The organism is Stenotrophomonas sp. STEN063 (genome assembly GCF_056854515.1).
Map to the genome: position 1 here is coordinate 1 of NZ_JBXFWF010000026.1, position 15,246 is coordinate 15,246.

Consider the following 15,246-nt stretch of genomic DNA (forward strand, 5'->3'; position numbering starts at 1 on the left):
CTATGCGCGGAAGATGCTTTCCCGGACACCCCACCGACATTCCAAGGCGGGGGGTCAGCCGCGAAGCTCGCAGTCGATCAGATTGCAGGCAAGGCCAACGTTTCATTGTCGCCAGCTTCGCGGCTGACGCCGCTCCCACAAAGCATGGTGCCCATGCAGCTGTAGTGCCGAGCGATGCTCGGCAGAAGCTTTCCCGGACAACCCCCCCCGACCTCTTGTAGGCGCGGCATGAGTCGCGAAGCTCGCAGTCGATCAGATTGCAGGCATGGTCAGCGTTTCATTGCAGCCAGCTTCGCGGCTCATGCCGCTCCCACAAGGCAATGATGGGGCGCCCCGGCGCAGCATGGTTGCGCTCGACAGCCGTGACCCACTCTTCCTGACCTGCCACCACCTGCTTCCTCCGATGGAAGGTGAGCACAAGCCTGCCAGCATTCCCCAAGGCGCAAACGGGGACGGATATGCCAGCTCAGCGAAACGCGGGTGACGCGCTTCAACACCACTCAACCCTCGCCTTCGCCGGAAAAGCCGTAGCGGCATGCTTTATGGCCGGTATCTGTGCGGCCATTCTGGCTCCGGCCTTGCCGTCAACGTGGGTGCGCTGGGCGGCATTGTCCACGGGCGTGCTGTTGTGGTTCACAGCCCCGCGTTGGCGCTGGCTGGGGGCAGCGCTGGCCGGTTTGGGCTGGGCTTTCCTGCATGTGGGTTGGGGCCTGGAACAGCAGCTGGCCGCACGCCGGGAGGCGCAGGAAATCACGGTGACAGGCGTTGTAAGCAGCCTTCCCCAACACGAGGTTCGTCGCACGCGTTTTCAACTACGCCTGGATGCAGAAGCCAGCCTTCCGCCAGACCTGCGGGGCGAGACGGTGCAGGTGTCCTGGTACGACGACTTTGGTGCAACAACGCCCGGTCCGCGGCTGCACGTGCACGCGGGCGAACGTTGGCGGTTGAACCTGCGCCTGCGTGCGCCGCGCGGGCTGGTCAATCCCGGTGGCTTTGATGCCGAGCGACATGCCTTGGCACAGGGCATTGCCGCCAGCGGAGTCGTGCGCCAATCGCCTGCACCACAACGATTGGAGGCTGCTGCGGGCCTGGGCGCATGGCGTGAACGCATGGCCGCGCGGATCGCGGCGCAGGTGCCGGCTGCATCTTCGCGCTATGTGCAGGCCTTGGCGCTGGGCGACACACGCGGTCTCGGCGAAGGCGACTGGCAGGTGCTGCGCGCAACCGGCCTGACCCATCTGATTGCGATCTCGGGCTTCCACGTCGGCATGGTTGCACTGTGCGCAGCGTGGTTGGTGGCTGGACTCTGGCGCTTGTTGCCGTGGTGCGGCCGATATTGCCCACGGCCGCAGGCGGTTGCCCTTGGTGCGTTGCTTGGGGCCACGACGTATGCGGCGGTGGCCGGGTTTGGTCTGCCAACGGTGCGCACCGTGCTGATGGTTGCGGTGGTGGTGCTGGCACGGCTTGGCCGCAGGCCGGTCGATGTGGCTGGCGCCTTGGCGTTGGCGGCCTTGGCTGTGCTGTGGCTGGCACCGTTGTCGGTGCTGACCGCTGGCTTCTGGCTCAGCTTTGCCGGGGTGGCGTGGTTGCTGTGGTGTCTGCCCGAGCGCGCGCATTGGCTGCGCAGTTTTCTATCCGCGCAGCGGGTGGCGACGTTGGGACTGTTGCCGCTGACCGTGATGCTGTTCGGCCAGGCCTCGGCGATCGGTCCGTTGGCCAACCTGGTCGCCATTCCCTGGTGGAGCCTGGTGGTGGTGCCGCTGGCGCTTGTCGGTACGGCGCTGGAAGCGATATGCAGCGGCGCGGGCGGCCTGGCCTGGCGGGCCTCGGCATGGTGCTTCGATCTGAGCTGGCCGTTGTTCCAGATGCTGGGCAGTGCTCGCTATTCATTGTGGTGGCTGCCTGAGCCGGCGTGGTTCGCCTTGCCTCTGGCGCTGCTCGGCGCCGTGTGGCTGTTGTTGCCGGCCGGGGTTGCGGGCAAGGGCCTGGCGGTGTTGCTGTGGCTGCCGCTGTGTCTGCCATGGCGCGACAGGCCCGGGCCGGGTGAGTTCGAGCTGGTCACGCTGGATGTCGGGCAGGGTTTGGCAGTGTTATTGCGTACCCGGCACCACGCCTTGCTGTTCGACACCGGGCCGGCGGTAACGGACGGTTTTGATGCCGGCGAGCGGGTAGTGGTGCCCGCACTGAGAGCCTTGGGTGTACCGCGCTTGGACCGGCTGGTGGTCAGTCATGGCGATCATGATCATGCTGGCGGACTGGCGGCGGTGCAGGGTGTTCTACCGCCTTCGGAGCTGTTGATGCCGCCGGGACTGGCAGTGGGCGCAGCTGCTGCAGCGGCCTGTGAGGCAGGTCAGGCATGGCGATGGGACGGGGTGCTGCTTGAGTTTCTGCATCCGACGCCAGGTTTTCCCTATCTGGGCAATGAATCCAGTTGCGTGTTGCGGGTCCAGGGCGCCCATGGAACGGCGTTGTTGACCGGCGACATTGGCGAGGTGATCGAGCAGCGCCTGCTCAAGCACGTGCCGGCAAAGCTGCGCGCGGAGGTGGTGCTGGTGGCACATCACGGCAGCGGCGGATCCTCCAGCCATCGCTTCGTGGCGGCAACCGACGCGCGGCTGGCGCTGATCTCCAGTGGCCACGGCAATCGTTTTGGTCACCCGCGCGGTGACGTGGTGGCCCGCTGGCAGCGCTCCGGGGCCGAGGTGCTGACCACGGCCGGCAGCGGGGCGCTGCACGTCTGGTTGGGCAGGCAGGGCTTGCAGCTGCGCGAGCGCAGAATCTGGCGCTCAAGGTCATGGGATGCCGCTGAGCGGGCGCGGGCGGCTGCTATCCTATCTGACATCAAATACGCGGCCACGGCGCCGGAGGGTTGAAACGTGTGGGAATTGGTCAAAGCCGGCGGATGGCCGATGGTGCCGTTGCTGTTGTTGGGCGTGCTGGCGCTGGCGATCGTCCTGGAGCGTTTCTGGAGCCTGCGCCGTAACGAGGTGCTGCCGCCAGGCCTGGGCCAGGAGGTCCGCAACTGGGCCGCGCGCGGCAAGCTGGATGCTTCCCATATTGATTCCCTGCGTGCCAATTCGCCGCTGGGCGCGCTGTTGGCTGCTGCGCTCGAAGCGCGCAATCGCCCGCGTGACCAGATCCGTGAGCGCATTGAAGACACCGGTCGCCATCTGGTGCACCGGATGGGGCGCTTCCTCAATGCACTTGGCACCATCGCCTCGGCTGGCCCGTTGCTCGGCCTGTTGGGTACGGTGGTCGGCATGATCCAGATGTTCCTGGGCATTCTCGATCACGGCGTCGGCGACGTCGGCCAGCTTGCTGGTGGTATCGGCAAGGCGCTGGTGTGTACCGCGACCGGCATGATGGTCGCGATTCCGGCCTTGATGTTCCATCGTTACTTCCGTGGCCTGATCGATGGCTACGTGATCGAGATGGAGCAGGAAGCCAGCGCGCTGCTGGATGCACTGGATGGTCGCCCGGCGGTCATGGCGGCCAGCAAGGCCGCCGCGCCGCGGCCGGCGGCAACCGAGAAGGCCTGAGCCCATGCGGATTGGTAGCAATCGCACCCAGGATGAACCGCATATCGATCTGGTGCCCTTGATCGACGTGATCCTGGTGCTGATCATTTTCTTCGTGGTCACCACCACCTTTGATGCGCGTTCGACGCTGCAGGTGCAGTTGCCCACGGCCAGCGACCAGAAGACCAGCGCGCCGCAGACTTCGCTGAGCGTGCTGGTCAATGCCGATGGCCGCTACTTCGTCAACGACCAGGAAGTGCTGCGCACCGACATCGAATCGTTGAAGCAGATCATCGCCCAGTTGGCTGGTGCCGACCGCGAGCAGAGCGTGCTGCTGCGTGCTGACGCGCGTACGCCGTACCAAGCTGTGGTCACTGCGCAGGATGCCCTCGGTCAGCTCGGTTTCCGCCGGATCGCGATTGCAACCGCACCGGAAGCCAAACAATGAGTGACAACGACTCGGCCTGGAAGATCTACAGGCGCTTGCTTGCCTCCGCCAAGCCCTATCGGCCGCTGTTGTTGATGGCGGGCCTTGGCATGTTGATCGAGGCGGCCGCAGGCAGTGGTTTCCTGGTCCTGATGAGCCCGATCACCAATAGCCTGGTGAACCCGAAAGACATCAACCAATGGATGCCTTTGGCTGTCATTGGGTTGTTCCTGTTGCGTGGTGTGGCTGGCTATCTGACCGATATCGGCATGGGCAAGGCCGCACGCAGCATCGCCCGTGATTTCCGGGTGCTGGTGCTGGGCAAGTACCTGCGGCTGCCTGGACAGCGTTTCGATTCCGAGCCGGTGCCATCGATGTTGGTACGGTTGGGCTCGGACAGCGATCAGGTGGCGCAGGCTGCGATCGATGCGATGAAGGTCGTGCTGCAGCAATCGCTGCAGGCATTGGGTTCGTTGGCGGTGATGCTGTACTACAGCTGGCAGGTAACCCTTGCGATCTTCGTGCTGGCACCGCCATTGGCCTGGGTGATGAACATCGTCGCCAAGCGCTACCGGCGCATCAGTCATCGCATCCAGGAAAGTGGCGCGGATCTTCTGCAGGCTGCCGATCAGGCCTTGTCCAGCCAGCAGGAAGTGAAGATCTACGGTGCGCAGCCGGCTGAGCTGGACCGCTATACCGGGTTGGCCAACACCAACCTGCGGCTGGCGATGAAGGTCGAAGCGACGCGCAGCATTTCTTCCAGCATGGTGCAGTTGATCGGTGCGGTCGGCTTGGCCGCGCTGTTGCTCATCGCAGGGCATGAGGCCGCTGCCGGGCGTTTGACGGTGGGCGACTTCGTTGGTCTGCTGATGGCGATGCTGGCGATCATTCCGGCGCTGAAGCAGCTGACCAACGTACAGAACATGACACAGCGAGGCATCGCGTCCGCACAGCGCCTGTTCCACGTACTTGATTCCAAGGACGAAGTGGACGCGGGCAACCTGCCGCTGCAGCGCGCCAATGGCCTGCTGGAATTCCGCCACGTCACCGCCCGCTATGCGGGGCAGGCCAAGCCGGCGCTGGAAGACATCAGCTTCATTGCCAAGCCGGGCACGGTAACCGCCATCGTTGGTCGCTCGGGCAGTGGCAAATCGACCTTGATCAAGCTGATTCCGCGTTTCTATGAGATCGAGGCCGGCGAAATCCTGCTCGATGGTCACCCGTTGCGGGACTACAAACTGGCCGATCTTCGCCGGCAGATCGCCCTGGTCGGCCAGCAGGTCACCTTGTTCAATGGCAGCATCGCCCAGAACGTGGCCTACGGTGAGTTGCAGGAGCGCAGCGCCGAACAGTTGCAACAGGCAATCGACGGTGCCAATGCCAGCGAATTCGTCGAGCAGTTGCCACAGGGCGTGGATGCGCCGGTCGGTGCCAAGGGCGGTCGCCTGTCCGGCGGGCAGCGCCAGCGTCTGGCCATTGCCCGCGCAATGCTGAAGGACGCACCGATCCTCATCCTCGATGAGGCAACCGCTGCGCTGGACAACGAGTCCGAGCGGCTGGTGCAGGATGCGCTGCAGAAGCTGATGCCCGACCGTACCACACTGGTTATTGCCCATCGTCTGTCCACCATCGAGCACGCGGACCAGGTGCTGGTGATGGACCAGGGGCGCATCGTCGAGCGTGGCACCCATGCCGAGCTGCTTGCCTTGGGCGGTGTGTACGAACATCTGCACAGCATGCAGTTCCGCGATAGGCAGGAATGATGGCCAAGCAAGGACCGCAAACGCCGGCCTACTGGTATGGCGATGCACCGGTGCCGCTGGCGGCACGACTGGTGGCGCCGCTGTATGGCGCGATAACCGGCCTGCGCCGCAGCCTCTACCGCCGTGGCTGGCTGCATGCCCGGCAGGTACCTTTGCCGGTGATCGTGGTCGGCAATATCACTGCCGGTGGTACCGGCAAGACACCGTTGACGATTGAACTGGTCAACCGTCTGCGTGAAGCGGGCTGGAAACCCGGTGTCGCCAGCCGCGGTTATGGCCGCGACGAGGCTGATACTGCGCGCTGGGTCACCGCCGATATGGACGTGGGCCTGGGCGGGGATGAGCCGGTGCTGATCGCCTGGAAGACCGGCGTGCCGGTACGGGTAGACAAGGACCGGGTCGCCGCGGCCAAGGCGCTGCTGGATGCCGGTTGCGATGTGGTGGTCTGCGATGACGGTCTGCAGCACTACCGCTTGGCGCGGGATATCGAAATCGAAGTGGTGGATGCAGTGCGCCGCTATGGCAACGGACGGTTGCTGCCGGCCGGGCCGCTGCGCGAGCCGGCCTCGCGCGCCGCGCAGTGTGACTTCCGCGTGGTCAACCTTGGGCAGACCAGTGATGCGCCCACTCAGGCAGGTGACTCCGGTTTCGGTGAGTGGGCGATGCGTCTGTCCATTGAATCGGCGCGGCCACTGAAGGGCGGTCGCGACAAACCCTTGAAGACATTTGCCGGCCTGCGCGTGCACGCGGTGGCAGGCATCGCCAATCCGCAACGGTTTTTCCAGATGCTACGCAGCCGCGATATCGGTGTGGTGCCGCATGCCTTTGCCGATCATCATCGTTACACGCCGCAAGACCTGTCCTTCGGCAGCGAGTTGCCGGTATTGATGACCGAAAAAGACGCGGTCAAATGCCAGGGTTTCGCTACCGCGTGGCACTACGCTGTGCCGCTGCAGGCTGAGTTGCCGGCAGCATTCTGGGTGGCCCTGCTCGACCGTCTGGGTAAGCTGTCCCGCGGTTGATGCATGCTGTTGTCGTACGTGTTGGAAGGAGTTGAGATGAGCAGGGTTCCCGAATTCGTGGTGGCCATTCCGGCCCGCTATGCCTCCACCCGCTTGCCGGGCAAGCCGTTGGCGCTGATTGCCGGGGAGCCAATGGTGCTGCACGTGGCGCGTCGCGCGTTGGACGCGGGCGCCCGCGAGGTGTGGGTGGCCACCGATGACGCGCGGATTGCGGAAGCGGTGGCGGGATTGACCGGCATCCATGTGGCGATGACCGACCCCGCGCATGCCTCCGGTACCGACCGTCTTGCCGAATGTGCGCGCCAGGCTGGTTGGGCCGACGATGTGATCGTGGTGAACCTGCAGGGTGATGAGCCCTTCGCCCCAGCGGCAGGCATCCAGGCAGTGGCGACAATTCTTGCCGACAGCGGCGCGCCGATGGCGACGCTGGCAACGCAGGTGGAGGATGCCCAGACCTTGTTTGATCCCAACGTGGTCAAGCTGGTGCGGACTGCGCAGGGCGATGCCCTGTACTTCAGCCGCGCGCCGATTCCGTGGCACCGCGATGGCTTCGCCGTCAGTCGTGATGTGCTGCCGGCCGGCCAGTGGTTGCGGCATATCGGCATCTATGGCTACCGGGCCGGTTTCCTGCAGCAGTTCGCCGGCATGCCGCCGGGTAATCTGGAGCAGATCGAATCGCTGGAGCAGCTACGGGTGCTGGAGGCTGGCTTCCGTATCGCGGTGGGCTTGTCACCCGCGCCATTCCCGCCGGGTATCGACACCGCGGAAGACCTGCATCGCGCCGAGGCGCAGATGAGGGCGGGGCAATGAAGCTGCTGGTGGTCTGCCTGGGCAATATCTGCCGCTCGCCGATGGGTGAAGGGGCTTTGCGCGCGCGGATTGCCGAGGCGGGGCTGGGCAGTTGGGTGCAGGTCGATTCGGCTGGAACCTCGGGCCATTGGCATGCCGGGCGCAGCCCCGATCCGCGTGCCGTTGCCTGTGCCCGCCAGCATGGGGCGGACATAGCCGCCCAGCGGGCCCGCCAGCTGCTGGCCGAGGATTTCGAGGAATACGACCTGATCCTGTGCGCGGATGCCGACAATCTGCGTGAGGCCCGGGAGCTGGCGCCGGCCGGGTTCGAGGCGCGTGCGGTGTTGTGGCTGCCGTGGGCAGGCATTGACGGGGCCGATGTGGTGCCGGACCCCTATTACGGTGATGTGGGAGATTTCGAGCACAGCTGGGCGCTGCTCGATACTGCGGCCCAGGCCACAGTGCGCCGCCTGTCGCGGCGCGACGACTCCGGCATAATCCCGGCATGAACGAAAACCGCGTAACGGAACTGCCCACCTCCGGCATCTGGCTGAATGCAGCGCCGGCGACCTTGCAGGACATGCGCGGTCGCCCGCTGGTACTGGCCTTCGTCAACGGCGCCTCGGTGTGGTGCATGCAGCGGCTGGCCGAGGTCATGCGCTGGCAGGCGCGCAACCCCGGTCGGGTGCAGTTGCTGGTGGTACAGGTGCCGCGCTTCGAGTTCGAACGCGAACCGCAGCAAGCCTTGAAGCTGCTGCGCCGGCAGGGTATCAGTGCGCCCATCGTGCTGGACGCGCAGTGGGATGCCTGGCGCCGGTTTGAGGTGCAGTCCTGGCCAACCCTGCTGCTGCTCGATGCTTACGGGCAGGAGCAGGAGCGGCTGGTGGGCGCGACTGGTGATCTGGAACGGGCCTTGAACAGCCTGGGCGAAGGCATGATGCGTCCGCTGGACGACGATGCCTACGGCATCCGTGAGATCAACGCCGAGCCACGTCTGCCGCTGTTGTTCCCGGGCGGACTGGTTGCAACGGCAGATCGCCTGTATGTGGCCGACACCGGCCACCATCGAATTCTCGAATGCAATCATGACGGCCGCGTTCTGCGTCAGTTCGGCCTGGGCAGCGCCGACCTGATCAATGGCGGTACCGGCGAGGCGGCGTTCAATCGCCCGCAGGGCTTGGCCTTGGTGCGCGAGATCCTGTACGTGGCCGACACCGGCAACCACGCCCTGCGCAGCATCAACCTGATCAGCGGACAGGTGGGGACCTTGTGTGGCAATGGCCGTGCCGGTGATCCTCGCGCCGGCGTGCTGGCCCAGCCCTGGGATAGCCCGCTCAATCACCCTGCGGCAGTTGCGGTGGCGGACAACCAGGTCCACATCGCGATGGCCGGTGACAACCACATCTGGAGCTATGACCTGGGCACGCGCGAGCTGCGCTGGCGGGCGGGTGCCGGTGTGATGGAAGTGCGCGACGGCAGTGGTCACCTGGCGGCATTTGCGCAGCCCAGCAGCCTGGTTGCGGTCCAGCAGACGCTGTATGTCTGCGACGCGCTGGGTTCAGCAATCCGTTCGGTGCAGTTGCGGGGGGATCTGGTGCAGACGCTGGTCGGGCAGGGGCCATGGGAGTCGGGCAATGTCGATGGCCCGCGCCTGCGCGCACGGCTGCAGTACCCGTTGGCGCTGGCGATGGGGCCGGATTCGCCGCTGCTGTGGATTGCCGATGCAGGCAATGGCTCGCTGCGTACCTTGCGGCTGGGCGGTGGTGACCTTTCGACCGTCAATCTACCGCGTCGCCTGCATGGCCCTGCCGCGTTGGCGGTGGCTGCCGGTGCCATCTGGATTGCCGAGGCCGACGCGCACGCCGTGTTGCGTTTTGATCCACTCAGCGGCGAACTGAGTGAAGTGCCGATTGAAGGATGACCGACGTAGTTGCCAATGAATTCGATGGCAAGGCCTTCGCTGCGGCACTGAGTACCGCACCAGGTGTGTACCGGATGTACGCTGCCGATGACACCTTGCTGTACGTGGGCAAGGCCGGCGCGCTGCGCAAGCGCGTAGGCAGCTACTTCAACGGCTCGCCCAAGAGCCGGCGCATCATGATGATGCTGTCGCAGGTGGCACGGATGGATGTCACCGTGACCCGCACCGAGTCAGAAGCGCTGCTGCTGGAAAACCAGCTGATCAAGTCGCTGAACCCGCGTTACAACGTCTCGCTGCGTGATGACAAAACCTATCCGCAGGTGCTGCTGACCCGCGAGCAGTGGCCGCGGATCGCCCTGCATCGTGGCCCGCGTGCGGTGCCGGGCCGCTATTACGGGCCGTATCCGGGCGTGGGCGCGGTGCGCGAAACGCTTAACCTGATGCACAAGCTGTTCAAGCTGCGCAGCTGCGAGGACAGCGTGTTCCGCAATCGCTCGCGGCCGTGCCTGCAGTACCAGATTGGTCGTTGCAGCGCGCCCTGCGTGGAGCTGGTGCCACAGGCCGAGTACGACGAATCGGTGCGGCGCGCGGCGATGTTCCTGGAAGGCAAGAGCGATCAGCTCGCCGAAGAACTGATGCAGGCGATGCAGCAGGCCAGCGACACGCTGGAGTTCGAGCGCGCCGCGCGTTTGCGTGATCTGGTGGCTTCGTTGCGCAGCATGCAGAACCGCCAGTACGTGGATGGGCGCGCAGCTGATCTGGACGTGCTGGCCTGTGCAACCCAGGGTGCCAGCGCCTGCGTGATGCTGCTGGCCTTCCGCGATGGCCGCAATCTGGGCACGCGCGCGTTCTTCCCGCGCACCAATGGCGAAGACAGTGCCGAAGAAGTGTTGGCGGCGTTTGTCTCGCAGTATTACGTCGAACATGAGCCGCCCGCCGAAGTGCTGCTGGATCGGCAGATTCCGGATGCGGAGATGATCGAGGCCGCGTTGAGCGCATCGGCCGAGCGCAAGGTCGCCTTGAAGTGGAACGTGCGCGGCGAACGCGCCGGCTACGTGGAACTGGCAAGTCGCAACGCGCAGATCACACTGGTCGCCGAGATGGACAGTGCGGGCGCACAGCAGGCGCGCAGTGAGGCCGTGCGCGAGATGCTGGGCCTGGCCGAGCCGGTCAAGCGCGTGGAGTGCTTCGATATCAGTCACACCATGGGTGAGGCCACAGTGGCCTCCTGCGTGGTGTTTGATGCGGCCGGCCCGGTGCGCGCGCAGTACCGGCGCTACAACATCAGCGGCATCGAGCCGGGCGACGATTACGCCGCCATGCGCCAGGCCATCGACCGGCGGTTCCGCCGCGCGGTGGAAGAGGGCGGGGTGCTGCCGGACGTGTTGCTGATCGACGGCGGTGCCGGACAGTTGGCGCAGGCACAGGCAGCGCTGGCTGACCTGGGCGTGGAAGGGGTGATGCTGGTGGGCGTGGCCAAGGGCGTGGAGCGCCGTGCCGGCCATGAAGCACTGGTGCTGCCCGATGGCCGCGAGTTGCGCCCCGGCGCGGCGTCACCGGCCCTGCAGTTCATCCAGCAGGTGCGTGACGAAGCCCATCGCTTTGCCATTACCGGCCACCGCGGGCGTCGCCAGAAGGCGCGCATGACCAGCAAACTCGAGGATATTCCCGGTATCGGCCCGCGTCGGCGCGCCAGCCTGCTCAAGCATTTTGGCGGCATCACCGGCTTGAAGGCGGCGGGCGAGGCTGAAATCGCCCGCGTGGAAGGCATCAATGCCGCCCTCGCTGCGCGTATCTACGCTAACCTTCATGGTCTGTCGGTACCCGATCCGGCGGCGGAGTAATGTTGTAATGAAATTGACCATCCCCACCTGGCTGACGCTGCTGCGGATCCTGATGATCCCGGTGCTGGTGCTGGTTTTCTACCTGCCTTATGCCTGGACCAATTTCGCCTCGGCGGCGATCTTCGGCCTGGCGGCGATCACCGATTGGCTGGACGGCTGGGTGGCGCGCAAGTACGAGCAGCATTCGGCGTTCGGCGCGTTCCTGGACCCGGTGGCGGACAAGTTGATGGTGGCGGTGGCTTTGTTCCTGATCGTGCAGGGGCACCCGACGCCGTGGATGGCGTTCTGGGCGGCGGTGATCGTCGGCCGTGAAATCGCGGTGTCGGCGTTGCGCGAGTGGATGGCCGAGATCGGCCAGCGCGCCAAGGTGCGGGTGGCGATGATCGGCAAGGTCAAGACCACCGCGCAGATGGTGGCGCTGCTGTGCCTGCTGTACTCGGTGTCGCCCAATACCTCGTACAAAACCATCTGGATGGGCGAGCCGGTTTTCCACATTGGTGACTGGATGTTGGCCATCGCCGCTTTGCTGACTCTGGTGTCTGCACTGCAGTACCTGCGAGCTGCCTGGCCGAGCCTGCGTGAAGACGAAAAAGCCGCAAGGAATGGTGCAGTTAAAAAGTGAACAGGCTGTTGACACTGCGCCCAATGCATGTAGAATTTCGCCTCCCAAGCGGGAATAGCTCAGTTGGTAGAGCGCAACCTTGCCAAGGTTGAGGTCGCGAGTTCGAGTCTCGTTTCCCGCTCCAGTTTCAAGCACCGAGTCATGTTCGTTCGTGGTTCGGTGAGTAAATAGATGTAGCAAGCCTGCGGGAATAGCTCAGTTGGTAGAGCGCAACCTTGCCAAGGTTGAGGTCGCGAGTTCGAGTCTCGTTTCCCGCTCCAGTCTTGCGATACATCTCGAATGTTGGTGCTCTGTTTCAGGTGCTGCATTCAATCCGCGGGAATAGCTCAGTTGGTAGAGCGCAACCTTGCCAAGGTTGAGGTCGCGAGTTCGAGTCTCGTTTCCCGCTCCAGATAATAACCAGCAGATTCCATGTGATATCTGCAGGTAAAGAAAAGCCCCTGATGGGGCTTTTTTGTTGTCCGCGATTTACCTTCAGCCAGCAGCTGCCGACATCGGCAGCTGCTGACAGTGCGTGACGCTGCTCAGCGCGCGCCGTGCGCTGCAGGTTCCGCAGTGGGGGTATGGGCCGCTGCACTCCATGCACGCAGCCCGACCACGGCAAGACCGAGGAAGAACACGTACAACGCCGCGGTCACATGCAGCGACTTGAACAGATACGCGCCCACGTACACCACGTCGACCACGATCCACAGCCACCAGGTGGCGGTATGGCGGCGTGCCTGCCACCACTGTGCGACCAGGCTCAATCCGGTGAGTATCGCGTCCAGCCAAGGCAGCGAGGCATCGGTGAAGCTGTGCATGCCGGCGCCAAGCGCGATGCCGCCAAGCAGGCCGATGCCCAGGTCGCGCAGCATCTTGCTGCGTGACAGGGGCACGATGCGCACGCTGCCTTCGTCGGCGGCATGGTGACGCCAGTTGATCCAGCCGTAGACCAGGAAAACGGCGAAGGCGAGCTGCAGCAGGGTGTCCGAATACAACTTGGCTTCGGCGAATACCAGTGCATACAGCGCGACCGACAACAGGCCGACTGGCCAGGCGACCATCCGCCGTTGCGCCATCAGCCAGACGCCGAGGATGCTGCATAGCGCGGCCGACCATTCGAGCGCGGCGCTGCTCACAGCGCGACGCTCACCGATAGGCGTGCCTGTCGCGGTGCGCCCGGGAACAGGTAGTAGTCACCCATGCTGCTGCCGGTGTCGCGCCAGTAGAAGCGGTTGAAGAGATTGTCCACCGACAGGTTCCAGCTGACTGCGTGGCCCTGCAGCTGGTGTTGGAAGCGCAGCCCGGCATCGAACAGGTTGTAGCTCGGTGCGCGTACTGCGCCATCAGCGCGCGCGGTATTGGCCGATGCGTAGCGCCAGCCGCCGGTCAGGTCCAGCCCTTCTACGAAGGGCAGCGCATAGCTCAGGTGCACGCTGGTGCGCAGCTTGGGAACGTTGACCAGCTGGTGGCCTTCGTAGCTTGGCGTGCCGGTATCGCGTGCACGTGCCTGCAATACGCTGGCGCTGGCGACGATCTGCAGTGCATCGGTGAGCTGGCCGTTGGCGGTCAGTTCAAGGCCGACGTGGGCCTGCTTGCCCTCCTCGACGAAGGTGTAGCCGACGTCGCTGTTGTCGGGCTTTGCGTACTGGTACGGCTGGGTGGTGCGGAACAGTGCCGCGCCCAGCGTCAGCTGCTCGCTGCTGGAATACTTCACGCCGACTTCGAGCTGGCGCGACTGCACTGCCGGCAGGAAGGTGTCGGCATTGGCGGTCCAGAACGGTGCTTCCTGGCCCAGCGAGATGCCTTCGACATAGCTGGCGTAGGCATTGGTGCTGTCGCTGGCCTTCCACATCACCGCAGTCTGCGGCAGGAAGCGCGACAGGCGACTGCGACGTTGCGGGTTGCCGCGCTTGTCGTAGGCGCGTTCGTCCAGGCGCACGTAGCGGCCGCCGGCCAGCCACTGCCAGTCTTCATTGAGCTGGATGCGGTCCAATGCGAAGACAGCGGTCTGGCGGCTGTCCAGGCGACGTGCGGACGCGCCGGGTATCAGCGGCGAGGGTTCGAACATGGGCAGCTGCTTGTCGTGGATATTGACCGTGCCGACGTATTCGTTGACGTTGCGGCGCTTGTCCACGGTGCGGCGGAATTGGTCCGCACCAACGGTCAGCTGATGGCCGATGCTGCCGGTGTCGAAGCTGCCGCGCAGCTCGGCGCGCAGCTCCTGGTTGCGGCGGGTATCGTCCGGGCTGCGGTAGTCATAGATGTCGTAATCGCCGTTGGGGGCGAAGTAATTGCCCGGCACGCTGCCATCGGCACATTCGGCGGCGTAGTAGCAGCCATAGGCGAAGGCGACGTTGTCATCGATCACCGTGCGGCTGTGGCTGACGGCAACGCGCGATTGCCAATTGGCGTTGAAGTCGTAGGTGTGCAGCGCGGTGATATTGGTGCTGGCAATGCCTACCGGCTGCTGCCACGGCTGATAGCCGAGCAACTGCTCACGGTCCACGCCGGTCGGCAGTTCACGTCCGCCCAGCAGCTGGTAGCCTGAGGCCGAGCGCTGCGCGCTGGTCTGGTAGTTGGCATCGACTTCGAGCTTGCCGCGCTCGCCGATCAGCCAGTCGGTCGCCAGCGAATAGAAATTGCGGCGGCCATCGGCATGTTCGATATAGGAACTGCTGTCGTCCCAGGCGGCGTTGAAGCGCAGGCCGATGCGCGGGGTCAGCCAATGGCCGACGTCGATGGCGGCATAGCGCGAGCCTTCGTTGTCGGTGCCGAGGGTGACGGTGCGCACTTCGGCCGGCCGTTTGCCGACGTAGTTGATGATGCCACCCGGCGCCATCACGCCGGCCGCCAAGCCAGCTTCGCCCTTGAGCACTTCCACTGACTGCAGGTTCTCCAGTGCCAGACGCTGTTCTCCTGCTATCGACATGCCGTTGAAGCGGTAGCCAGTGGCCGTATCCAGCGCGAAGCCGCGGATGGCGACGTTCTGGTAGTAACCGACTGGGGCGTAGGCGTCGCCGAGCGAGGCGTCATTGCTGGCCAGCTCGGACAGCGAGCGCACCTGCTGGTGGTCGAGGAAGTCGCGATCCAGCACGTTCATCGATGCCGGCGTGCTTTTCCAGTCGCCGCTGCCGAAGCTGTTGGCGCGGGAGTTGTCCGTCTCCGGCTGGCGGGCCTGCACGCGTACGGTGGCCAGTTCGGTCGGGGAGTGTTCGGCAGCAGCGTCAAGGCCGGTGTCGCTGGCGTACAGCGGCAGGGCGGTGCTCAAGGCGAGAGACAGCAACGTGGGGCGCAGGCAGCGGTTCATTCGATTCGTCTTCAGGCAACAAGGGAGACGAAGCGAAGGCGCGCATGC

The 15,246-nt window shown here is 64.8% G+C and carries 11 protein-coding genes, 3 tRNA genes and 1 pseudogene; 13 read left to right on the forward strand and 2 right to left on the reverse strand.

From position 1 onward, the window contains the following. Positions 1 to 458 precede the first annotated feature (458 nt). The 13 genes and pseudogenes from AC1VWL_RS08880 to AC1VWL_RS08940 all read left to right on the forward strand — a co-directional run bounded on the left by AC1VWL_RS08880 (position 459) and on the right by AC1VWL_RS08940 (position 12,297). Positions 459 to 2,983: pseudogene (locus tag AC1VWL_RS08880) on the forward strand (DNA internalization-related competence protein ComEC/Rec2). After that, positions 2,877 to 3,539 carry a MotA/TolQ/ExbB proton channel family protein gene (locus tag AC1VWL_RS08885; RefSeq protein WP_282270584.1) on the forward strand — a complete coding sequence of 221 codons (663 nt, stop codon included), beginning with the start codon at positions 2,877 to 2,879 and terminating at the stop codon, positions 3,537 to 3,539. Before AC1VWL_RS08880 ends, AC1VWL_RS08885 begins: the two are co-directional and overlap by 107 nt. Before the next feature lie 4 nt (positions 3,540 to 3,543). Beyond that, positions 3,544 to 3,966, forward strand: a complete 423-nt coding sequence (locus tag AC1VWL_RS08890; RefSeq protein ID WP_481534139.1) for an ExbD/TolR family protein — start codon at positions 3,544 to 3,546, stop codon at positions 3,964 to 3,966. Further along, on the forward strand, positions 3,963 to 5,708 hold the full coding sequence (msbA, locus tag AC1VWL_RS08895) for a lipid A export permease/ATP-binding protein MsbA (RefSeq protein ID WP_481534138.1): 1,746 nt from the start codon (positions 3,963 to 3,965) through the stop codon (positions 5,706 to 5,708). Before AC1VWL_RS08890 ends, msbA begins: the two co-directional genes overlap by 4 nt. After that, positions 5,708 to 6,730, forward strand: coding sequence for a tetraacyldisaccharide 4'-kinase (lpxK, locus tag AC1VWL_RS08900; RefSeq protein ID WP_482986431.1), 1,023 nt, complete (start codon positions 5,708 to 5,710; stop codon positions 6,728 to 6,730). The genes msbA and lpxK overlap by 1 nt, the downstream gene beginning before the upstream one ends. A gap of 36 nt (positions 6,731 to 6,766) precedes the next feature. After that, positions 6,767 to 7,540: a 3-deoxy-manno-octulosonate cytidylyltransferase gene (gene kdsB, locus AC1VWL_RS08905; protein WP_481534136.1), complete on the forward strand. Its 774-nt coding sequence runs from the start codon at positions 6,767 to 6,769 to the stop codon at positions 7,538 to 7,540. Continuing rightward, complete coding sequence (locus AC1VWL_RS08910) at positions 7,537 to 8,028, forward strand: low molecular weight protein-tyrosine-phosphatase (protein WP_482986432.1); 492 nt, start codon at positions 7,537 to 7,539, stop codon at positions 8,026 to 8,028. Before kdsB ends, AC1VWL_RS08910 begins: the two co-directional genes overlap by 4 nt. After that, the gene (locus AC1VWL_RS08915) at positions 8,025 to 9,440 is read left to right on the forward strand and encodes a hypothetical protein (protein WP_481534134.1); all 1,416 of its coding nucleotides are present in this window, start codon (positions 8,025 to 8,027) and stop codon (positions 9,438 to 9,440) included. Before AC1VWL_RS08910 ends, AC1VWL_RS08915 begins: the two co-directional genes overlap by 4 nt. Further along, the gene (uvrC, locus tag AC1VWL_RS08920) at positions 9,437 to 11,284 is read left to right on the forward strand and encodes an excinuclease ABC subunit UvrC (RefSeq protein ID WP_482986433.1); all 1,848 of its coding nucleotides are present in this window, start codon (positions 9,437 to 9,439) and stop codon (positions 11,282 to 11,284) included. Before AC1VWL_RS08915 ends, uvrC begins: the two co-directional genes overlap by 4 nt. Before the next feature lie 7 nt (positions 11,285 to 11,291). Next, positions 11,292 to 11,906: a CDP-diacylglycerol--glycerol-3-phosphate 3-phosphatidyltransferase gene (gene pgsA, locus AC1VWL_RS08925; protein WP_481534132.1), complete on the forward strand. Its 615-nt coding sequence runs from the start codon at positions 11,292 to 11,294 to the stop codon at positions 11,904 to 11,906. A gap of 48 nt (positions 11,907 to 11,954) precedes the next feature. Next, positions 11,955 to 12,030 (forward strand) — tRNA-Gly (locus AC1VWL_RS08930). Positions 12,031 to 12,090: 60 nt separating this feature from the next. Next, positions 12,091 to 12,166, forward strand: a tRNA-Gly gene (locus tag AC1VWL_RS08935). Positions 12,167 to 12,221: 55 nt separating this feature from the next. Further along, a tRNA-Gly gene (locus AC1VWL_RS08940) sits at positions 12,222 to 12,297 on the forward strand. A 133-nt stretch (positions 12,298 to 12,430) separates the two neighbouring features. On the opposite strand, the gene pnuC is transcribed toward AC1VWL_RS08940, so the two are convergent. Both pnuC and AC1VWL_RS08950 read right to left on the reverse strand, forming a co-directional pair. After that, positions 12,431 to 13,027, reverse strand: a complete 597-nt coding sequence (pnuC, locus tag AC1VWL_RS08945; protein ID WP_482986434.1) for a nicotinamide riboside transporter PnuC — start codon at positions 13,025 to 13,027, stop codon at positions 12,431 to 12,433. After that, positions 13,024 to 15,198 carry a TonB-dependent receptor gene (locus AC1VWL_RS08950; RefSeq protein ID WP_482986435.1) on the reverse strand — a complete coding sequence of 725 codons (2,175 nt, stop codon included), beginning with the start codon at positions 15,196 to 15,198 and terminating at the stop codon, positions 13,024 to 13,026. The genes pnuC and AC1VWL_RS08950 overlap by 4 nt, the downstream gene beginning before the upstream one ends. Positions 15,199 to 15,246 lie beyond the last annotated feature (48 nt).